The organism is Psychrobacter sp. 72-O-c, assembly GCF_904846605.1.
Lineage (GTDB): Bacteria > Pseudomonadota > Gammaproteobacteria > Pseudomonadales > Moraxellaceae > Psychrobacter.
Map to the genome: position 1 here is coordinate 86,797 of NZ_CAJHBI010000002.1, position 20,766 is coordinate 107,562.

Sequence of the window (20,766 nt, forward strand, 5' to 3'; positions counted from 1 at the left end):
GCAAAAGGTAGTTCTATGTCTTCTCAGCCCATTACGCTCGATGAAAACCCAAAAGTATGCGTCATTATTGGTCATGATATCGAAGCCATTACTAGTGCAGTGGTGATGGCCAGTTTAGGCCAAAATGTGCACCTGTATGCTGATATAACGCTACTCGAACAACAACTACAGCAGTATGGATTTGAGCATCATTTGCAGGCGCTGTGGCAATTGTATGTAGAGCAGCAGAAGATTATCAGTCGGCCCCTACTAGACAGCGCGGATAAACTGATTGAAACTTATGATCCCTTACAAACTTCTGAAAGCTTACAGCTCGATGGAAGTCCGCAAGTCGCACTGTATTGGCTATTTTTAGACAGTATCAAATCGATATGGGTAGAGGATGAGTGGATAACGGCATTCAACCATAGCTATCAGCAGACATGCCCTATCATTATAAGCGGCATTGAACAACTGGGTCACATCTCAGCTTTAGCGCAGCGTTTGCAGCGTGCGTGGGTCTATTATGTGCCGTTTGTATTTTTACAAGATGGGGAAGCTTATAGCTCAATGCTGAAGCCATCGTTATGGTTGCTCGGTGAAAAAACTGCGGATAGCAGCCAGCATTTGACTGCTTTGCAACCATTAATCCAGCATGCCCGCGCCTATCACCATGCTGATATTGCCACGATAGAATTCGCCCGCAGCAGTATTATGGCGATGCTGGCGACTCGAGTTAGCTTTATAAATGAGATGTCACGCCTTGCCGACAGTCATCAGGTAGACATTCAGAAAATCAGCCAAATTATGGGCTTAGACCAGCGGGTCGGTAGCAGTTATTTACAGGCAGGATGGGGCTTTGGGGGCAACACGCTACCTGCTGAGCTTGAGAAGCTTGAGCAGTCTGGGCAGGAAAATAGAGTAGATATGCCGCTGTTACAAGCTGTCATGCACATCAATAAAGACCAAAAAGAGCTGATATTTCGTAAGTTTTGGCAGTATTTTGATGGCTTTATTGACAATAAGACGGTAATGATTTGGGGTGGCAGTTATAAAGCGGGGTCTGGACGTACTGAAGGTTCAGCTATCCATCCGCTATTAGAGCTATTATGGTCTTATAATATTCGCACGCTGGTCTATAGCAATAAGGCAAAAGCAGAGCTGGCTCAGCGCTATGATCAGCAGCCATTATTACAGCTAATCGATAGTCCTTATCAGCAATTAAGCGATGCACAGGCGATCTTTATCTTGAGTTGGTCGCCTCAGAACAAGCTCGATATCACCCAAATTAATAACTACGCCATGCCAATATTTGATGCGCAAGCAGCACTAAGCCGTGATCAACTTGACTTATTAATTGGTGATTATGTCGGTATTGGCCGCACTAAATAGATAACCTACTATTTATAGTCGACTCAAAATAAAAGAGATACGTTTGTAGTAACGTACCACTGGTATAAATTTTTCTTGCGTGCTGTTCGCAGGCGTGTTTCGATGCTGCAAAACGTTTGTTACAGTAGCATCCCAGTGGCACTGTGCCGTTTCTAAACTGGATTAAATATATTAAATAAAACGCCAGTTATTAACAATAGAAGTAGGTATTAAAAGCCTAAAAAGCGCCTGTTGATCTAGCTATCAACAGGCGCTTAATATTTTTAGAATTCAGCAAATATACTTTTAATTTCTAAAACAACTATGCAGGTACGGCGCCTTGTTGAGCAAGCCACTGCTGTACTTCCTGTACCTTCATTGCCAGTAAGGGCTCATCACCACGACTTTCAATATTAAGCCGGATTAGTGGTTCAGTATTAGAGGCACGTAGATTAAAACGCCAGTCACCGAAATCGAGGCTTAGCCCATCCAGTGTTGATTTAGTAGGATTCTGGTCGCTGAATTTTTCTTCGATATCTTTAATAATAGTCGGTGCATCGTGGTCTGTCAGATGAAAGTTCAATTCACCTGAGCTGGGATAATCACTGATATAACCCGTGACCAATTCAGACAGGGTCTTACCGGTAATTGACAACAGCTCAATGGTCAATAACCACGGAATCATACCACTATCACAATAGCAGAAGTCGCGAAAATAGTGATGAGCAGACATCTCGCCGCCATATATGGCTCCTGATTCGCGCATGACCTGTTTAATAAACGAATGCCCTGATTTACTGATCACTGTCTTGCCATTATGAGCCTTAACCACGGCTTCAGTGTTATATACCACTCGGGGATCATAGACGATAGATTCGCCCGGATACTTATTCAAAAACGCTTGGGCGAGCATGCCTACCACATAGCTGCCATCAATAAACTCGCCATTTTCATCGAATAAAAAACAACGATCAAAGTCGCCGTCAAACGCAATACCTAGATCGGCTTTATGTTCTATCACTGCTTGCTGAGTGGCGGTTCTATTAGCCAAAATCATCGGATTAGGAATACCATTGGGGAAACTACCATCAGGTTTGTGATGCAGCTTAATCACCTCAATTGGTGCGCCTGCTTGAGCCAGTTTATCGACCAATAAATCAACCACAGGCCCAGCACTACCATTGCCTGAATTAATAACCAGTTTCAGCGGTTTTAATTTATCGGTATCAACAAAGCTCATCACATGGTCAACATAAGCGCTTTTATCCGTTAATAGCTGTAATTTGCCTTGGCTATTGCTTACAGTAAACCGCCCTGATTCTGCTAGTTGTTGAATTTCTGCTAAACCATCATCGGCGCTGATAGGTTTTGAATGCTCTTTAACTAATTTTAAGCCATTATAATTGATAGGATTATGACTGGCCGTCACTTCGATCCCGCCTAGCGCTTGATAATGACTGGTGGCAAAATAGACCTCTTCGGTCCCAGTCATGCCTAGATCAATCACATCAACGCCAGCAGCCATAATACCGGCAATAGTCGCTTGTTTTAGTTGCTCACTTGAATGGCGGATATCGCTCCCGATGACGATAGCGGGCTGTAAGTTTGCTAAGCTATCAGGGTTTTTAATGCCATCATCGTTAGCGCCAGCGGAGTCATAACGCTGAGATAAGATCTGTGCAAAGGCGCGACCGATACGATAAGCGATATCTTCATCAAGGCTAACCCCAAGCTCGCCGCGAATATCATAAGCTTTAAAAGAGTTAATGCTAATGGCTGTAAAATCGTTGTGAGCAGGAGTATAACTAGAAGTAGCTGCGTTATCGGTGGTAGACATGATGATGAAATTCCTCGTGAGCTTAGGTCTGAAGTAAAAGGTTATGAGATGACTGGCTGTGGAATAAAAGGCAAAAATATTGGTCAAGAAGGATTAAATGATACACTAACCGATAAATGAATAGGGTGAAAGCATGTTGCTATCTGATCTTATATTAATTAGTTTTACATCTCCTATTCAAACCAACATCTTTTCTATTAAATAGTAAGTAAAATATAAGAGTATCTGTTATGAATGACCAGAAAAATAATGACTCATCAATTAATAATGAGCAGCAGATAATTACAGCACCCAAGCCTGTGCAAGGTAAGCCTATAGCTACTGGTCAATTAGATGATTTATTGGCATTGATGGCACGGCTACGTGCGGACTGCCCTTGGGATCAAAAGCAAAGCAATCATAGCTTAATTCCTTATGCTATCGAAGAGGCTTATGAGTTGGGTGAGGCCGTACAGAGCGATGACGATGAGGATATCAAAGGTGAGCTTGGTGATGTGTTATTACAAGTCATTTTTCATTGTCAGCTCTATGCGGAGCAAGGACGTTTTGATATTGAAGATGTTATGACCACCTTGCAGCAAAAGCTAATTCGCCGCCATCCGCATGTGTTCGAGGCCGAAAGTCTCAAAGATGAGGCGGCTGTGAAAGCGCGTTGGGATGAAATTAAAGCTGAAGAGCAAGCGGAACGCTCCGCACGTGGTAAGCCGCGGCGTCGATTAGACGTTACCAAAGCGGGTAGTGCACTGATGCAAGCGCAAGATGTACAAAAGCAAGCGTCAAAATTAGGCTTTGATTGGGAAGGGATAAGCGGGGCGCTGGATAAACTCGATGAAGAAGTGAGTGAGCTTAAAGCTGAGCTTATAGATAAGCCAAAAAATGAAATAGCAGCTAATATTACTGATATTGAAAAAGAGCTGGGCGATTGTATGTTTGCCTTAGTTAATGTTGCACGTAAATTAAACCTTGATGCTGAGGCCGCAACTTTGACTTGTGTGCATAAATTTAAGTCTCGTTTTGCTTATATTGAGGCGCAATTAGAATCCGCTGGCAAGCGTTTAGAAGACAGTAATCTAACCGAAATGGATAAGCTATGGGAAGCGGCAAAACAGCATGAATGAACCTATTAGTAACTCTGACGTTTTTACTGCACAGCAAAATAAGTTTTCGAGCCTTAATTGGCTGGCGAGTATAAGTCTATGCCTAACTGTTATCTTGGGTTTTGGCAACAGTACGGCTCAAGCTACCCCCTGTTTTGATAATGCTCAAAGTGCTTATAATTACTTATTGGCGCAAGAGACTGCGCAGACCCAAGCGCGCGATCAGGCGCTGGTAAATATCAATCATGCCAGCGAAGGTGAACTGGCCTCGTTACATGGTATTGGTAGCAGTAAGGCGCAAGCGATTATTTTATATCGTGAGATGTTTGGCGATTTTAAAACCGTAGATGAGTTAGAAAAAGTAAAAGGTATTGGGCCAAAAACGTTAGAGAAGAATAGGGTGCGTTTACAAATAAGGAATTAGTCAATAAACTTTTACCAGTCGCACGTAACTACCCGGCCGCTCATGACTAATAGCAAGCTATCTATTTTATCGGTTATTACTATAGACTTTTTTCGAATTAGCGATATTCATTGAATTAGCGATATTTGTCTCCATAAATAACATTAATATTGACAAAATAGCATGTAAGTAAATGTCATAACATACCCAGCCCGCGCAAAATTTGTTAAACTAGCGGGTACATCCGCCTGATAAACGCTGTGTTAATCAGGGGTAGTTAAGAATACCGGCGAGGAGTAGATGCATGGCCGAGCGTGCCGCCAAGCAGTTAGAACTGAATAAATCTGAATTACCTAATTCCATTACTGAAGTTATTGCCACCTTATCCCGAGCTGGGTTTGATGCCTATATCGTTGGTGGTGGCGTGCGCGATACTTTATTAGGTCTGAAGCCTAAAGATTTTGATGCCGTTACTGACGCCAAGCCTCATGAGATCAAAGACGTGTTTGGTAAGCGCTGCCGCATTATCGGTCGCCGCTTTCAGTTGGCACACGTGTACTCAGGACGCGAATTAATCGAAGTAGCGACTTTTCGTGGTCCGCCAAATAGTGATGCTAATACTACCCAAGATGGTATGATTATTCGTGATAATGTTTGGGGCGACATCAAGCAAGACTTCTCCCGTCGTGATTTTTCAATTAATGCACTCTATTATCAGCCGCTAAAAGGTGTGGTGCACGATTTTTGTGACGCGCTCGACGATATTGATAATAAAATCATTCGTCTGCTAGGTCATGCACCCGTCCGTATTGAAGAAGATCCGGTACGGTTACTGCGTGCGCTGCGTTTTAAAGCCAAATTGGGTTTTGAGTTTGATAAAGAGCTGTCTCAGCAGTTTCACAAGGACAATTGGACTCGGTTAGAACAAATTTCGCCGCATCGTCTTTATGATGAGACTCAAAAGATGTTTTCTGGGGGCTATTTAGTGCCCTTGTTGCCGCTACTGTTTGAATCGGGTGCTATTGATAGTTTAATCATTTATCCTCCTTCTCAACCTAGCGCTTTAGTCAAGCAAGTGGCTATTAATACCGATAAGCGTATTGGTGCAGGAAAGAGTATCAATCCCGCATTTTTCTATGCTGCTTTATTGTGGGAAAATTATCTCCACCAATTAGACAAGGCTAAAAAACGTAACCTGCCGTTCGCAGAAGCCCAGATGCAAGCCGCCTGTAAAGTTATTGACCGCCAACGCATTAAGACCGCCATTCCCAAATTTGCGGAACAATTCATCCGTGATATCTGGATTTTGCAGCCCAAACTTGCCGCTCCGCGTAGCAAGCAAATTGAGCAACTTGTCGAGCATCCACGTTTTCGCGCGGGTTTCGACTTTTTATTATTGCGTGAGCAATGTGGCGATGCTGAGCATCCGTTATCTGAGTCTACCAATGGTATGGGAGACTGGTGGCAGACTTATCAGACTCTATCTGAAAAGCAGAAGCAGCAAGCTATCAATGACTTCGATGAGAATGTTCGCCGCGGTGCCTATAAGCGTGGTCGTGGTCGCAATCGCCAAAAGGAAAAGATGACTGATAATAACGCGCCAGTGAATCAAACAGAAAATAACGCTCAAGCGAATAAAAATGACCCACAAATCAATAATAGTGGTAGTAATGAATCGATGAGGGTTAATGATCCATCAAACATTCCATCGCGCCGCCGCCGTGCTGCGAGTAAACAAACCGCTCCGGACACCGCAGCAATAGTGCAGTCATCTTCTCGTGCGAAAAAACAACGGGGTCAAACGCAAAACGCGCAGCAGGTAAAACAGGACAGTAGTGAGCTTGCCCAGTTACAACAACTGTCACTTACTAGTAACGCGCCTAAAGCAAATCAACGCAACTTGGCTGCGCCACTGTTTGTGATAGAGCACGAAAACGTTGTGCCTCCATTACAAAAGCAGCTGTCAGAGAACCAAGCGAAACCGTCTAAAGCTGCTAAGGCTGTGCAATCTGAAAAGACCAAAGCACCTGCTAATAAAGTACCTGGTAAGCAGAAAGCATCAATACAGCGTGACAAAACAGACGCGGGTGTTGATAGCTCAAATACAGATCAGCCGGCTAATACTAAAAGTACTAAAGCAAAGCAATCTTCTGCTACTAAGGCAAACACCACTCGCACGGTAGCAAGGTCGCCAGAATTGGTGAGTAGCAATAACGAGTCCGTACCGTATAAGCGTCGCCGTCGTCAGCTACATTCAGAACCACAAGTAACTGCTGATGTTAATGCAAATGCTAGTACTAGTAAGCCGTCGAAAAAACCGACTGCTGCGACTACTAAAGCTAACAGCAGCCTTGATACTAATAGCAAGTCAAAACCTGTTAAAGAAGTTGCCAGTAGACGGTCAGCAAAAACGACTAAAGAGACCAAAGCTGATAAGACTGATGAAGTGATTGAGACTAAAAAAGCTCAGGCTAGAAAGCTTCAAGCCAAAAAAGCTCAGGTTGACGAGAAAAAGGTCGCTAAAACTACCAAAGGCACGACCAATCAAGGCCCCGTTCCTGCAAAGCGTCGTCGCCGTCAGCCCAGTCCTGATACAGCTACTGATCAAGCATAACGTTGACCGTAAATCTTAGAGTAGATCAATAACCATGAGCCAACCTTCAAATAGCAGTGAACTTTACATTCGTTCTGACAGTGACTCTGAAATGACTGGCAGCGAGTGGGTTATGTGCTACTTAGGTTTGGGTAGTAACTTGGTTAATGAGCTGGGTTCGCCGGTTGAGCATTTACAACAAGCGCTGGATGGTTTACGTGAGCACAAGGATATAAAAGACATTCATGTTTCCTCATTTTATGCTTCTGCGCCAATGGGACCGCAAGATCAGCCAGACTTTGTCAATGCTGTGGTTGGTTTTGAAACTAGGCTGATACCGTTTGAGTTATTGACATTGTGCCAACAGTTAGAGCAGCATGCTAAGCGTGCACGACTGCGCCATTGGGGCGAGCGTAGCCTTGATGTGGATATTTTGCTTTATGGCCAGCAGAAGATTGCCGAGCCGCAGCTAACGGTACCACATGCTGGACTGACCGAGCGCAATTTTGTCTTGTTACCCCTGCGAGAGTTAGCGTCCGAGATATTCATTGCAGGCAAGCCAATAAGTGCTTATCCATCAAGTGAAGATTGGTCAGGGCTGAAACTGCTTATAGACAATACGCCAGCTGAATCTCCTAACCATTCGTGCGTAGATAGCTTCGTGCGCGAAGACTAGAGCTGATTGATATATTTTGTGCGGTATGACTGGTAACTAATGCAACAAGTAGTGCCAGTTGTATCAGTTATGCCATTTATTTGTAAAACCGTATTTTAGTGCCTTTTTTAAATCACCTTATAATCGAGTTATTGAGAGTCATATGACGACTTTATCTACCTTAAATAAATTCAAAAAAGACGGTACCAAGTTTACTTGTCTGACCTGCTATGATTCCATGTTTGCGCGGATGATGGAGAAGGCGCAGATTGATACTATTTTAATTGGTGATAGTTTGGGCATGGTAGTACAAGGTCATAATTCGACCTTGCCGGTAACGGTTGCCGACATGGTTTATCATACGGCTAATATTGCCCGCAGTAACGAGCACGCTTTAATTTTAGCTGATTTGCCATTTATGAGCTATGTGACCCTGCCGGATGCGATAGCTAATAGTCGTCAGCTGATGCAGGCCGGTGCCCATGTGATTAAAATCGAAGGCGGCAGTGAGCTATGTGAATTGGTTACGACTTTGGCGCAAGCAGGTACCCCAACCTGTGTCCATCTGGGCTTAACCCCGCAGTCTGTCAACGTTTTTGGTGGTTATAAAATCCAAGGGCGCGGTGACGAGGCTGCCAATAAGCTATTAGAGGATGCCAAAGCGGTAGTAAAAGCAGGCGCCGCGCTGTTAGTATTAGAGTGCGTGCCTGCTGAACTGGCGAAAGCCGTAACGCAAGCGGTTACTGTGCCAGTCATTGGTATTGGAGCAGGTGCTGATACTGATGGTCAAGTGCTGGTAATGCATGACATGTTGGGAATGGTACATGGCCGCGTACCACGTTTTGTCCATGATTTTTTGACCGATGAGCGCAATACTGAGCACAGTGTTGAAGGGGCGTTTGCCCTATATAAACAGTCAGTACGCGAAGGTAGTTTTCCTAACTCGCAGCATGAGTTTAGCTAGTTGTATTTTATAGATTATTGTTAGTTATTCATTATTAGTTATAGTCGCTTAAAATAACGGCTTGGATAGAAAAAGAAGAAGACTTAACAATGCCCATTATTCATCATCATATCGCAGAGTTACGAGCAGCTTTGAAGCCCTATCGTAGTCAGCAGCGCATTGCCTTAGTACCAACTATGGGTAACTTGCATGACGGGCATTTAGAGTTGGTCAAACTTGCCAGACAGTACGCTGATATTGTGATTGTTAGCATTTTTGTCAATCCTACCCAGTTTGGGATAGGTGAAGATTTTGATAGCTACCCGCGCACCCTCGACGATGATGTTGCCAAGCTGGCTACGGTTAATGCCGATTATGTGTTTGCTCCTAGTGTTGATGAGATGTATCCGGTCTTACCTTTGCCTACCTCCGTACATGCCGGCGCTATCACCACTCAGCTATGTGGACAATCGCGCCCTAGTCATTTCGATGGTGTCGGTATCGTGGTATCTAAGTTGTTTAATATTGTCCAGCCTGATGTGGCAATATTTGGGCAAAAAGACTATCAGCAATTAGCGATTATTAAGCAATTGGTGCGTGATTTAAGTTACCCGATTGATATTATTGCCGCGCCTATTGTCCGAGCTACTGATGGATTGGCGCTATCGTCGCGCAACCAGTATTTGAGCGATGGAGAGCGACAAGCAGCACCAATATTGCATCAAGAATTACAGTATTTAGCACAGCAGCTCATTGATAGTAAGAATGTTGAACAAGACCTTGAGACGTTGATAGCAAATTCTAGTAAGCGTATTACTGCCGTTGGCTTCAAGATTGATTATTTAGAGGTAAAAACGGCCCAACTAGAATCGATAATAAACAATAAAGCTGAAAAATCGCAAGCTCAAGAATTGATCATTGTCGTCGCCGCATGGCTGGGTCGAGCACGCTTATTAGACAATCAACTGGTTACTGTCTATTAATAGCCATTTATTAATAAAGCTAAATTAGCCATTTGGAATTGAGAGTAAGCTGACGTTAAAAGCAAACTGGGGTGATGGGTCATGGAAGCAGCAGGTATGGATCAAGAGCACACGCTAGCGCCACAAGTAACGGATAATAGCCTCAGTATTTTAGTGGTATCGGGGCGCTCAGGATCCGGCAAGACTTCAGTATTGAATATCTTAGAAGATTTGGGATATTACTCTATTGATAACCTACCGTTATCATTAGTCCCCGAAACCGCTCAAAAGCTGATAAGTGAAAGTAGCATTAGTCGTATTGCGCTTGGCGTTGATATTCGTACCCCGCGTGCTGATTTATCTAACTTTGCGGCGACCCATGATGCGCTAAAACAGACTTATGGTAAGCAGGCAGTTAAAGTGCTGTATGTGACCGCGCAAGAAGGCACCCTAATCGCGCGATTTAATGCCACCAGACGTGTGCACCCGTTAATGGCCCAAGATGTTGAAAGTGTCGAAGGTGTCGAGCATACCGCTTATAACTTACCTGCTGCTCTCAAAAAAGAAGTGCAACTGTTGGAGCCAATATCTAGACGGGCTGATATTGTAATAGATACTAGTATGCTCAATATCCATCAATTAAAAGAACGTCTTCGTGATTATACTGGGGTAGACAATCAGATTGTTATCAACCTATTATCTTTTGGTTTCAAATATGGCAATCCTATTGATGCCGATTTCGTATTTGATGTGAGAGTTCTGCCAAACCCGCATTGGAATCCTACCCTACGTAGCGCGACTGGTCTGGATTCTGAGGTCAGTGAGTTTTTTGCGGATTATCCAGAAGTAGCAGAGATGACGGGAGATATCGACGCGTTTTTAACACGTTGGTTGCCAGAATTCTTACATAACAATCGCCATACTGTGACGGTCGCTATTGGTTGTACTGGCGGCAAACATCGCTCGGTATTTATTACTGAACAATTACAACGTAAGCTTGCGGGTAGTCTGCCACAAGGCTTGAGCGTCGCTGCTAAGCATCGTGAAAAGCGCCGCTGGTAAGTGCTGAGAGCGGCGTCTATTTTATTATTTATTATTTTGGAAAGCTTTTATGATTGATTGGTCAGAACACGACATGCGCGTCTCGCGCACCGAACTAAAAAAAGCCCACGAGCGCCTGCAAACGCTGTCGATACCGCTAGCAAACTTATCTAAAAAGCAGCTAAAAAAACTCCCGGCCAGTGACTATTTTATGGCAGAGTTGATGGCCTTGGCAGATATTACCAGTGCCAATGCGCGTATTCGCCAAACCAAACGGGTCGGTAAGCTAATCAGTGAAGAAAATCGTCACGAACTGGTCAAAGCTCTGTTTGATGCTTTTTTTCCTAAGGAACAAGTCTCTAAGATTGAAAGTTGGTCTGGGCGTTTGAATATTAATGATGAAGGGACGCTTAAGCAGTTTGTTAAGCAGTACAAAGCATCGGAACGCAATAGCCTCTATCAATTGCTATTATGGATTGAATATGCCAAGCATACGCAAGATGACGAGTTGATGAAAGAGTCTCAAGAAGATTTAACCAGCTATATTCGTGAAGTGGCTATTTTGACCGAGTTGAAGTAACGGTTGAAGTATGGCCATTAAATAGATAAAGCAATAAACACAAAAAAGCCAATCTTCTAAAGATTGGCTTTTTTAATGAATTTTTAACAGACTACTAACTATAGAGCTTTATTTTTTCTCAGCGCGGGCTTTGTCGACCAAATAATCCACTACCTTAACAACCTTAGGACCTTCGCCAGTTACCACGTATTTACCTTGCACGACAACGGCAGGTACACCTGATAGCTGATAGCGTTTAGCACCTGCTTGTGAGCGTCCAATCTTCGTACCAACGGCAAACGAGTTGTAAAGACTGTTGAATTTCTTTTGGTCAACCCCTTTTGAGGCATACCATTTGCTTAATGAGGCTTGGTCAAACAATTTCTTACCATCTTTATGAATCGCATCAAATAAAGCATCATGGGTCTTATTTTCATAACCTAATAGCTGTGCGGCGTAGAACCCACGGGCACTGGCTTCCCAGACAGGATTGAGCGCGGCTGGCGTTTTGAACAAGGCCACATCTTTATCTTTGGTTTTTGCCCATTTTTCCATATACGGGTTAAGGTTATTACAATGTGGACAGCCATACCAAAAGAACTCACGGACAATAACAGCGTCACCGCTGATTTTTTCTGGGTTATCCAGCACGCGATAGTCTTTTCCGGCGACATAATCGGCGGCTTGTGCGCCCATATTGGCTATCCCAATGGCGAACGCCAGACCAGTCAATGCGATGGCACGTTTCATAGTTTTTCCTTGAGGTATGAAGACTTAAAGGTTTTTTAAGAAGTTGCTTGTGTTTTAGAGGTAATAAGCGATAAAGCGTAATCTGCCTATAATAGCGTAAAACGCTAGTGTTTGTGAACCGTATTCTTAACTAACGGTTGTAAAGCTGTGAGACATTATTTAGGGTGTCTTACTTATCTTTATGATAGCCATTCTTTAACCATAGTTTTTAATGATAAAGCTAATGTTAATCAAATAGTGAGAATAATAGCTAAGTACCACATAAGGCTGTTCACAATCGCTCACGATGTGCTCACGACAAAGCAGCCGCTGTCATGCTAATATTAAGCGTATAATCGTACACAGTATACGATGATAATTATAATGACAGACATAATGATAACTATAATGACACTAAAGGGAAAACGCTATGAGCTCAGCTGCATCTTCTTCACAACCTACCGACACGCAAACTAACAGCAGTATGGATAATGCAATCACGACCACAACCAATGTTGATCCTAGCGAAGTCGATAAGTTTAATAAACTGGCTAGCGAATGGTGGGATAAGACTGGCGCGTTTGCGACCTTACACGAGATTAACCCACTACGCCTCAATTGGATAGAAGAAAACGTTAAACGCGGTTATAAAAGCCATGACGCTGATAAAACAGCAGAAATGGGTCTGTCTGGCAAAAAGATACTCGATGTTGGTTGCGGTGGCGGTATATTGGCGGAGTCAATGGCCCGTCGCGGTGCTGACGTGACCGGTATAGACCTAGGTACTGAAAACCTAAAAGCAGCCAGCGTCCATGCGAGCCAAAGTGGTTTAGATAACACCTTGCGCTACCAACACATTCCCATTGAGGCGCTAGCAGCGACCCATGCCGGCCAGTTCGATGTAGTAACTTGTATGGAGATGCTTGAGCATGTGCCTGATCCTAACGCTATTGTCCAAGCTTGTTTTGAGCTACTCGCGCCAGGTGGCGTTTGCGTGCTGTCCACTATCAACCGCAACCCTAAGTCGTATTTATTTGCGATTGTTGGGGCAGAATATGTACTGCGCTTACTAGATCGCGGTACCCATGATTATGCTAAATTTATCACCCCCGCTGAGCTGGATAAAATGGCGGTAAGCGCAGGATTTATGCGGCAAGATATTATTGGTCTACATTATAATCCCCTAACCAAACGCTATTGGCTGGCACAAAATGTGGATGTTAATTACATGATGGCAGTACAAAAACCACTATCGTAAACCCACTACAACTCTGTAAAGGCTTAGAATCGCTTAATAGAATTTGTAATAACAATAAGAGTATATACCATGGCCCAATTTGTAAAAGCTGTTTTATTTGACCTCGATGGCACCTTAATCGATACCGCTGCCGACTTTGTACGGATTATTGGTAAAATGAGTAGCGAAAACAATTGGCAAACGCCTTCTGAGGCAGATATCCGTGAGCAGGTGTCTTCTGGTGCATCAGCGATGGTACAGCTTATGTTGCGTCACAATGGAGAGCTAACGCACAGTGATGAAGAATTGCTAAATTTTCGCCAGCAGTTTTTGGATGACTATGAGGCAGACATTTGCGTGGACAGCTGTGTATTTGCTGAGCTTGAAGAAGTGCTTACCACACTTGAGCAAAAGGGTGTGCCATGGGGTATTGTTACCAATAAGCCGCGTTATCTAGCGGAGCAACTGTTAAAAATTATGCAGCTAGATGAGCGTTGTGCGGTATTAGTTTGCCCTGAAGATGTATCCCGTACCAAGCCAGATCCAGAGCCGATGTATATGGCATTAGAAAAGCTTGGCATACCGCGTGGGGCCGCCAGTTGCGTACTTTACATAGGCGATCATATACGTGATATTGATGCAGGTAATGCTGCTGGAATGCCGACCATTTTGGCTGCTTATGGTTATATTCCTGCTGAAGATCAGAAAAGCTTGAAGAAATGGGGCGCAAAGTATATTACCGAGACTCCTAATCAACTGAATCAGCTGTTACTATCCTCAGGTAAATTTGAATACTTATAAGTAAACCTTCCCAATTATCAAACCCTAAGTAGTGAGTAATGCCATGAGTGACAGTGCCAATCAAACAGACAACCAAAATGCCGGTCAGGAAGCCAATCAACAACGAGCGAATCAATATGCTGAGCAACCTTTAACCCATGACGATATTCGTAATTTTGTGCCAGCGGAGAATTGCTTAGAGGGTAAGACTATCTTGGTGACCGGGGCAGGCGATGGTATCGGACGTGTCGCCGCGTTGAATTATGCTCGTTATGGTGCAACTGTGCTGCTATTGGGACGTACCAGCAGCAAGCTCGAATACGTTTATGATGAAATCGAAAGCTTTGGTGGCAAGCAGCCAGCGATGATGCCGATGAACCTTGAGAGTGTAACTTATGCCGAAATGCAGCAGTTAGAGAACATGATTAATAAAGAAATAGGTCAACTTGATGGTATTTTGCATAATGCGGGAATATTAGGTGAGCTGACGCCGCTTGAGATGTATGATGTGGATATGTTTGCTAAGGTTATGAAGGTTAACTGTACCGCTACCTTTATGCTCACTCAAGCATTATTACCACTGCTTAAAGACGCCGCCCATGGCTCTATTGTCTTTACTTCTAGCACAGTCGGCACCCATCCACGCGCGTTTTGGGGTGCTTATGCACTCTCGAAGCAGGCAACTGAAGGTATGAGCGATATCTTTACCCAAGAGACGCAAAATACCACCAACTTACGTTTTAACTGTATTAACCCCGGTGGTACACGCACTAACATGCGTGCCCATGCTTTTCCGGGTGAAAACCCAATGAGCCTTAAAACACCAGAAGATATCATGGCAGGCTATGTCTGCTTGATGAGTGATGCCAGTATTAATGTTCGCGGTCAAGTAGTGGCATTACAACCGAAAAACTAGTGGCAATATTTCAGTATAGGTAGTCTATGTTTAATGCTTTTTTTTATGCAGGTTTGTATATTGAAATTAGTATAATTTATCCCCATCTATCTGTTATTAAAGCGTTTTATGTTGTTAAAAACAAGCAACTATCAATAATAAGTAATAAGTAAATTACAAAGGATAAGATTATGGCAGGTGGATGGTCAAGAGACGGGGCAGAACATGAGCAGATGGATGCAACGGTCAATGATGCTGTAGATCGAGTACGGAGCTCGCTATTGACAGGCGATAGTGCAGAGTTTTGTGACGAATGTGGCAATGCGATACCAGAAGCGCGGCGGGTAGCAGTGCCAGGAGTTCAGCATTGCATTGGTTGTCAGACTGAGCTTGAACAAGAGGCAAAGGCGGCTGAGCTGTTCAATCGCCGTGGTAGTAAAGACAGTCAATTGCGTTAGTAGGTAGTTATGGATTAATAAAAAAAGGCTAGCGTTGATATTCAACACTAGCCTTTTTTTATGCTAACTATTCTATTAAATTTATTTCTGGTTATTTGATGGGATAACCAGTGCCATCAATTCACGATCGCATCGCTCCCATTCTATTGATGATTGGTGTTCGTTGTTAAGCTCTACTTTGGTTCTTTTTACCGTGGTAACGGCTTCGTTTTTGTTATCGGATTTGTTATCCGATTTGTTATATGAGCCAGCAAGTAAAATAATCTCTAATCGGCTATCAATTTGTGCGCTGGTTTCATTGATAGTTAAGCTATCAGGCGTGAAGTTCAGTTGTAGCCAGCCATCAGAAGTATTCACGATACCTTTGATACGTTGCCAATTCGGCAGTTGTAATAACCACTGCTGCAGATCATTAGCGTTAAATACCCAATGCGGAGGCAACCGCCATCCCGCCAATAGCATACCTTGCTGCTCATCATGATAACGATAGGGCAGTTCGCTAGTTGAAGAGCTGGTCTCGATATCATTATTAGTATTTATAGAGGCACTCGACATCAAGCTATTAGCTGGCGTTAAGCTAACGCGCGACTCTGTCATGTTTGCTGTGCGCTGCTTAGAGATGGCATTACTGGGCTTGGTAAGCTGGGCGGTTAGCTCTGATAAGTAAGTGTTCGACAGTTGTATGAAGTCTGAGCTATCAGCCGTTATTTTAGAATCAGATGTTGTTTGAAAATCAGGAGCTGTTTGAGAATCTGCCATTGCCCATATAATTTTCGCTTGTTTATTTAGCGCCGCAATCCATTGTTGCAAATCCTGCCGGTAAGTGGCGCTCAGTTGCTCATATCGATTAATAACTAAGACGTCAGCATCGCGTACATGCGCTTGAAAGCCATCGTGGCTACGATACTTCTCTTGTTGCCATTGCACGCCGCTAAGCACGGTGATAACGGCTTGCATGCTCAAAGCCGTCTGCCAGTGCGGCTCACTGAGTTGACGTAGCAGCTCGCGCGGATGTGCCAGTCCTGTGGGTTCAATAATCAGCCGCTGTGGACGATGTTCGCTTAATAAACGGCTAATGGCGATTTGTAAGGGCAGTTGACTGGTACAACAAATACAGCCCCCGCTGACTTCGCGAATGGCGATGTTGTTGTGCGTGTCTCCTGCTGTCTGCGAACTTGCCAGCAGCGCGCCGTCAATACCGATACGACCGAATTCATTAATCAGTAATGCCCAGCGCTCATTATTCGGCTTAGTAGAGAGCAATTGATTAATAACCGTGGTTTTACCACAGCCCAAAAACCCTGTCACAAGTGTGCAGGGTATGTTTTGGATTATTGAGGACGGGCTCATAAAGACAAAATCATAAAGCTCGAAACACTTAGCTAAAACTATTCAGTTTTTTCAGCATCAGTTTCCGGTTCGGCTTCGTCAGGAACAAACACATAGCCGACGCCCCATACGGTTTGAATATAACGCGCTTGCGAAGGATTGTCTTCAATCAAGCGACGTAGACGAGAGACTTGCACATCGATTGAGCGTTCCATCGCGCCCCATTCACGACCACGAGCAAGATTCATCAGCTTATCGCGGGTTAGTGGCTCGCGGGGATGCTGAACTAAGGCTTTTAATACTGAAAACTCACCAGTAGTCAAAGTCACTACATTGCCATCACGTTTTAGCGTACGGGTAGACAGGTCAAGCGTCCAAGGTCCAAACTCAACCACTTCAAGCTGATAGCTTGGTGCACCTGGTAGCTCACGATTTTGGCGACGCAATACCGCTTTGATACGCGCTAATAGCTCTTTTGGATTAAAGGGTTTGGGCAGATAATCATCTGCACCCGCTTCCAGTCCAGCAATACGATCGGCATCTCCACCTTTAGCAGTGAGCATGATAATCGGAATATCACTATTGTCTTCACGTAGACGCTTACAAATGCTAATGCCATCCTCACCCGGTAGCATCAAATCTAATACTACTAAGGAGAACAGTTCGCGCTGCATTAGTTTGTCCATCTGACTGCCATCATGAGCGGTACGGACTACGAAGCCATCATCTTCTAGGAAGCGTTGTAACAAAGAGCGCAAGCGTGCGTCATCGTCAACTACTAAAATGCGCTGATTCATGGTATCGGGGCTTTTATTCTCAGTCATACAGAAATCCTTTAAGAAGCGTTATTATTGTCAGAGGCTGTGGCGGTTTATAGCTATTTATAAATGATAAGTCCGTGAGTATCAGTAAGTAAAGACCAGGTTGTTTTTGTTTGAATAGTTCAAAATCTTAAATTTATTTAAAAGAAAATATACCCATAAATATTAAAATCGCCCGTATATTAATTCTTACTACCCGTTTTTTGATGCTAGTAATTTTCAATCGCTGATTATTTTTAAACATTGGTTACAACTTTTGTGTAACGGGCAAGTATTTATTAATATTCATAACCTTACTACTTTAGTGTATAAGATTGTGTCCCTAATTGCATCACCCGTAGGCATGAATGCTGTATGCGTTTGTTTAACAAGGGCGCAGAACTGAGGATGTATGGTGTTTTGCGCCATAAAAACCGTATTAAACAACGAAAATATAAAAAGGATTTTTATTCATGCAGCTTTTGCTATAATGCAAGGCTACATTTCTCAACGATTGATACGTATATGAGTAGCACTGATACCTTAACGTCATCTCAGCCCTCGATAAATGCACAGGGACTAGATGCAACCACACACGCGAATATTCACGACAAGCTTGCTCGCGCGCTTGGCATTAAGACTGCTCAAGTCAATGCGTTTGTGAAACTTTACGATGAAGGCGCGACGGTTCCGTTTATTGCGCGGTACCGGAAAGAAAAGACCCAAGACCTTAACGATATCCAGTTGCGTGCTTTAGAGAAGTCGCTTAACTACGAACGTGATATGGCTACGCGTCGGCTCAAAATTATTGAACTGCTCAGTACACAGGGCAATCTAAATGATGAGCTACAAGCGCGTATCGATAATGCGACCTCTAAGCTTGAGCTTGAAGATATCTACTTGCCATATCGTCCGCGTCGCCGTTCACCGGCAGCCAAAGCACGCGCCGCTGGCTTAGATGCTGCCGCCCAAGCGGTCTTGACCCAAGAAATTACCCCGACAGATGCGTTGGCGGATTATCAAGTCCAGTCTAGTATTACGGATGATAGTGGTAATGAGATTGAGGTCGACTTTAGCGATATCGACAAACAACTGGCTGGCGTGCAAGCCATTATCGTCGATGAATGGACTCAGGCATTGGATCTACTCGATAACTTGCGAGCGGGATTTGCTAAGACTGCCAATATTATCTCAACGGTTGCCAGTGACGAGAAGCGCGAAGTGGGCGAGAAGTTCAAAGACTACTTTGAGCATAGCGAAGGCCTTGCGCGTTTACCAAACCATCGTTTGCTTGCCATGCTACGCGGTCGCCAAGAAAATGTCTTGGGGCTAAAAATTGAAGGCGAAGATACGCCATTCATCGATAAAGTCATTAACCATTTCGATGTCACGATTAAAGCACCTGATGCCCGTCGTGAGTTTTTAGTAGAAGCTGCTAGCAGCCTGTGGAAAGATAAGTGGCGTCCGCATATTGAGCATCGCTTATTGACTGAAAAACGTCTAACCGCAGAAGCCGATGCCATCGATGTGTTTGCTAATAATTTACAGCATCTATTGATGTCAGCGCCTGCTGGCCGTAAAGTTATCTTGGGCGTAGATCCTGGTATTCGTCATGGCGTAAAAATGGCCATAGTCGATGCGCAAGGTCATGTCATGCTTGATAGCGATGAAAAGCCAGTAGTAGCTACAGTTTATCCATTTGCGCCTGATAATAAAATGGAAGAAGCTAAAACGGTTATTGATAAATTGCTCAGCACTTATAACGTCGATTTAGTGGCTATCGGTAATGGCACGGCCAGCCGCGAAACGGATGCGATGGTTAAAGAGATTTTGGCAGCTAATGAATCACTAACTGCTAAAGCCGTTATCGTTAACGAGTCAGGCGCATCAGTCTATTCAGCTAGCGAACTTGCTAGTGATGAGTTAGCGAATTTGGATGTCTCTGTACGTGGGGCGGTCTCTATTGCTCGCCGTCTACAAGATCCTTTATCAGAGTTGGTAAAAGTCGATCCAAAAGCCATTGGCGTTGGGCAGTATCAGCATGATGTCAATCAAACTCAATTGGCAGATAGCCTAGATAAAGTCACGCAAGATAGCGTAAACGCGGTTGGCGTTGATGTGAATACCGCCAGTCCTGCGATTTTGGCACACATTGCCGGTCTGAATCGTAATGTCGCTCAGCAAATCGTTACCTACCGTAAAGAGCATGGGGCATTTGCTAGCCGTGAAGCACTCAAAGACGTGCCGCGCTTAGGGGTTAAGACCTTTGAGCAAGCCGCTGGTTTCTTACGTGTCCACGATGGCAGTAATCCACTTGATGCCACTGGTGTCCATCCAGAAAGCTATGCCTTGGTTGATAGCTTATTGGCGCAATCTGGCAAAGGTTTAACTGAAGTATTAGGTAACGATGGCGTGCTCAATAGCATCGATACTACTACTCTAGCTGCCAATGACGACAATATCAGTGTCAAAGCGATCATAGAAGAGTTGGCCAAACCAGCGCGTGATCCGCGTCCCGAGTTTAAAACGGCCAATTTCCGTGATGATGTGAATAGCATTAAAGACCTCTCCGAGGGCATGATGTTAGAGGGTGTGGTCACCAATGTGACGGCCTTTGGTTGTTTCGTCGATGTGGGCGTTCATCAAGATGGCTTGGTACATATCTCACAAATGGCCAATGACTTTGTCGCTGACCCCATGAACCGTGTGAAGCCAGGTGATATCATCTCTGTACGGGTGATTGCTATTGATGAGAAGCGCGGTCGTATTGGCTTTAGTATGAAACCAGAAGCCGCAAAACCAGCACGCACGCCAGCTAAATCTGCTGCAGAAAATAGCAGCAACGATGACAAACCTAGCCGCCCGCGCAGTAATCGTCCTGATGCCAATAAACGTCCCGATGCTGATAAACGCCCGCCACGTCCTAAACGTCAAGATAGAGAGGATAAAGGCAGTTCAAGCGCTACGGATAATCGTAGTAAAGCACCGAAGCCAAAAGCAGAAGCTCCAATTAAAATGGGTACTCTGGGCGCGCTATTAAAAGAAGCAGGTGTCAGTAAAGCTAAGAAATAACTGTTCTTAGAAGTGAGTACTTTTTT

At 44.1% G+C, this 20,766-nt stretch carries 18 protein-coding genes; 14 read left to right on the plus strand and 4 right to left on the minus strand.

Going from position 1 to position 20,766, the window contains the following annotated elements; translation table 11 throughout:
• The first annotated feature begins 15 nt into the window (after positions 1 to 15).
• Entirely contained in the window at positions 16 to 1,371 is a 1,356-nt protein-coding gene (locus JMX97_RS01010; protein ID WP_201554233.1) for a UDP-glucose/GDP-mannose dehydrogenase family protein, read from the plus strand.
• A 301-nt stretch (positions 1,372 to 1,672) separates the two neighbouring features.
• Here JMX97_RS01010 and JMX97_RS01015 read toward each other — a convergent pair whose 3' ends face one another.
• Entirely contained in the window at positions 1,673 to 3,187 is a 1,515-nt protein-coding gene (locus JMX97_RS01015) for a phosphomannomutase CpsG (protein ID WP_201554235.1), read from the minus strand.
• Positions 3,188 to 3,417: 230 nt separating this feature from the next.
• On the opposite strand from JMX97_RS01015, the gene mazG reads away from it, so the two are divergent.
• From mazG to yjgA, 8 genes are all read left to right on the plus strand, one after another.
• Positions 3,418 to 4,305, plus strand: a complete 888-nt coding sequence (gene mazG, locus JMX97_RS01020; RefSeq protein ID WP_201554238.1) for a nucleoside triphosphate pyrophosphohydrolase — start codon at positions 3,418 to 3,420, stop codon at positions 4,303 to 4,305.
• On the plus strand, positions 4,298 to 4,708 hold the full coding sequence (locus tag JMX97_RS01025) for a ComEA family DNA-binding protein (RefSeq protein ID WP_201554239.1): 411 nt from the start codon (positions 4,298 to 4,300) through the stop codon (positions 4,706 to 4,708). Before mazG ends, JMX97_RS01025 begins: the two co-directional genes overlap by 8 nt.
• 283 nt (positions 4,709 to 4,991) lie before the next feature.
• Positions 4,992 to 7,301, plus strand: coding sequence for a polynucleotide adenylyltransferase PcnB (pcnB, locus tag JMX97_RS01030; protein WP_201554242.1), 2,310 nt, complete (start codon positions 4,992 to 4,994; stop codon positions 7,299 to 7,301).
• A 91-nt stretch (positions 7,302 to 7,392) separates the two neighbouring features.
• A complete protein-coding gene (gene folK / locus JMX97_RS01035) occupies positions 7,393 to 7,956 on the plus strand; it encodes a 2-amino-4-hydroxy-6-hydroxymethyldihydropteridine diphosphokinase (protein WP_201554339.1) in 564 nt (187 codons plus the stop codon).
• A 142-nt stretch (positions 7,957 to 8,098) separates the two neighbouring features.
• Positions 8,099 to 8,899 (plus strand): 3-methyl-2-oxobutanoate hydroxymethyltransferase, encoded by an 801-nt coding sequence (gene panB / locus JMX97_RS01040; RefSeq protein ID WP_201554247.1) that lies wholly within the window; start codon positions 8,099 to 8,101, stop codon positions 8,897 to 8,899.
• Positions 8,900 to 8,988: 89 nt separating this feature from the next.
• Positions 8,989 to 9,861, plus strand: a complete 873-nt coding sequence (gene panC, locus JMX97_RS01045; protein ID WP_201554249.1) for a pantoate--beta-alanine ligase — start codon at positions 8,989 to 8,991, stop codon at positions 9,859 to 9,861.
• Between the two features lie 96 nt (positions 9,862 to 9,957).
• Positions 9,958 to 10,902: an RNase adapter RapZ gene (gene rapZ, locus JMX97_RS01050; protein WP_201554340.1), complete on the plus strand. Its 945-nt coding sequence runs from the start codon at positions 9,958 to 9,960 to the stop codon at positions 10,900 to 10,902.
• Positions 10,903 to 10,951: 49 nt separating this feature from the next.
• Positions 10,952 to 11,461: a ribosome biogenesis factor YjgA gene (gene yjgA, locus JMX97_RS01055; protein ID WP_201554251.1), complete on the plus strand. Its 510-nt coding sequence runs from the start codon at positions 10,952 to 10,954 to the stop codon at positions 11,459 to 11,461.
• Between the two features lie 108 nt (positions 11,462 to 11,569).
• Here the strand turns inward: yjgA and JMX97_RS01060 are convergent, their stop codons facing one another.
• Entirely contained in the window at positions 11,570 to 12,190 is a 621-nt protein-coding gene (locus JMX97_RS01060; RefSeq protein ID WP_201554253.1) for a thiol:disulfide interchange protein DsbA/DsbL, read from the minus strand.
• 409 nt (positions 12,191 to 12,599) lie between these two features.
• Here JMX97_RS01060 and ubiG point away from each other — a divergent pair, with 409 nt between their 5' ends.
• From ubiG to JMX97_RS01080, 4 genes are all read left to right on the plus strand, one after another.
• Entirely contained in the window at positions 12,600 to 13,427 is an 828-nt protein-coding gene (gene ubiG, locus JMX97_RS01065; protein ID WP_201554255.1) for a bifunctional 2-polyprenyl-6-hydroxyphenol methylase/3-demethylubiquinol 3-O-methyltransferase UbiG, read from the plus strand.
• A 69-nt stretch (positions 13,428 to 13,496) separates the two neighbouring features.
• A complete protein-coding gene (locus tag JMX97_RS01070) occupies positions 13,497 to 14,207 on the plus strand; it encodes an HAD family hydrolase (protein ID WP_201554257.1) in 711 nt (236 codons plus the stop codon).
• Positions 14,208 to 14,250: 43 nt separating this feature from the next.
• Positions 14,251 to 15,102, plus strand: a complete 852-nt coding sequence (locus tag JMX97_RS01075; RefSeq protein WP_201554258.1) for a YciK family oxidoreductase — start codon at positions 14,251 to 14,253, stop codon at positions 15,100 to 15,102.
• A 170-nt stretch (positions 15,103 to 15,272) separates the two neighbouring features.
• The gene (locus JMX97_RS01080; protein WP_201554259.1) at positions 15,273 to 15,539 is read left to right on the plus strand and encodes a DksA/TraR family C4-type zinc finger protein; all 267 of its coding nucleotides are present in this window, start codon (positions 15,273 to 15,275) and stop codon (positions 15,537 to 15,539) included.
• Between the two features lie 81 nt (positions 15,540 to 15,620).
• On the opposite strand, the gene JMX97_RS01085 is transcribed toward JMX97_RS01080, so the two are convergent.
• Entirely contained in the window at positions 15,621 to 16,889 is a 1,269-nt protein-coding gene (locus JMX97_RS01085; protein WP_201554260.1) for a CobW family GTP-binding protein, read from the minus strand.
• 38 nt (positions 16,890 to 16,927) lie between these two features.
• Entirely contained in the window at positions 16,928 to 17,692 is a 765-nt protein-coding gene (gene ompR, locus JMX97_RS01090; RefSeq protein WP_227671392.1) for a two-component system response regulator OmpR, read from the minus strand.
• A 501-nt stretch (positions 17,693 to 18,193) separates the two neighbouring features.
• Between ompR and JMX97_RS01095 the strand changes: the two genes are divergently transcribed.
• Positions 18,194 to 20,740 carry a helix-hairpin-helix domain-containing protein gene (locus JMX97_RS01095; protein WP_201554261.1) on the plus strand — a complete coding sequence of 849 codons (2,547 nt, stop codon included), beginning with the start codon at positions 18,194 to 18,196 and terminating at the stop codon, positions 20,738 to 20,740.
• The last annotated feature ends 26 nt before the right edge of the window (positions 20,741 to 20,766 follow it).

Excerpts from the sequence above, each read along its gene's own strand:
- JMX97_RS01010 (WP_201554233.1), top strand. The coding sequence starts at position 16 with ATGTCTTCTCAGCCCATTACGCTCGATGAAAACCCAAAAGTATGCGTC.
- JMX97_RS01015 (WP_201554235.1), bottom strand. The coding sequence starts at position 3,187 with ATGTCTACCACCGATAACGCAGCTACTTCTAGTTATACTCCTGCTCAC.
- mazG (WP_201554238.1), top strand. The coding sequence starts at position 3,418 with ATGAATGACCAGAAAAATAATGACTCATCAATTAATAATGAGCAGCAG.
- JMX97_RS01025 (WP_201554239.1), top strand. The coding sequence starts at position 4,298 with ATGAATGAACCTATTAGTAACTCTGACGTTTTTACTGCACAGCAAAAT.
- pcnB (WP_201554242.1), top strand. The coding sequence starts at position 4,992 with ATGGCCGAGCGTGCCGCCAAGCAGTTAGAACTGAATAAATCTGAATTA.
- folK (WP_201554339.1), top strand. The coding sequence starts at position 7,393 with ATGACTGGCAGCGAGTGGGTTATGTGCTACTTAGGTTTGGGTAGTAAC.
- panB (WP_201554247.1), top strand. The coding sequence starts at position 8,099 with ATGACGACTTTATCTACCTTAAATAAATTCAAAAAAGACGGTACCAAG.
- panC (WP_201554249.1), top strand. The coding sequence starts at position 8,989 with ATGCCCATTATTCATCATCATATCGCAGAGTTACGAGCAGCTTTGAAG.
- rapZ (WP_201554340.1), top strand. The coding sequence starts at position 9,958 with ATGGATCAAGAGCACACGCTAGCGCCACAAGTAACGGATAATAGCCTC.
- yjgA (WP_201554251.1), top strand. The coding sequence starts at position 10,952 with ATGATTGATTGGTCAGAACACGACATGCGCGTCTCGCGCACCGAACTA.
- JMX97_RS01060 (WP_201554253.1), bottom strand. The coding sequence starts at position 12,190 with ATGAAACGTGCCATCGCATTGACTGGTCTGGCGTTCGCCATTGGGATA.
- ubiG (WP_201554255.1), top strand. The coding sequence starts at position 12,600 with ATGAGCTCAGCTGCATCTTCTTCACAACCTACCGACACGCAAACTAAC.
- JMX97_RS01070 (WP_201554257.1), top strand. The coding sequence starts at position 13,497 with ATGGCCCAATTTGTAAAAGCTGTTTTATTTGACCTCGATGGCACCTTA.
- JMX97_RS01075 (WP_201554258.1), top strand. The coding sequence starts at position 14,251 with ATGAGTGACAGTGCCAATCAAACAGACAACCAAAATGCCGGTCAGGAA.
- JMX97_RS01080 (WP_201554259.1), top strand. The coding sequence starts at position 15,273 with ATGGCAGGTGGATGGTCAAGAGACGGGGCAGAACATGAGCAGATGGAT.
- JMX97_RS01085 (WP_201554260.1), bottom strand. The coding sequence starts at position 16,889 with ATGAGCCCGTCCTCAATAATCCAAAACATACCCTGCACACTTGTGACA.
- ompR (WP_227671392.1), bottom strand. The coding sequence starts at position 17,692 with ATGACTGAGAATAAAAGCCCCGATACCATGAATCAGCGCATTTTAGTA.
- JMX97_RS01095 (WP_201554261.1), top strand. The coding sequence starts at position 18,194 with ATGAGTAGCACTGATACCTTAACGTCATCTCAGCCCTCGATAAATGCA.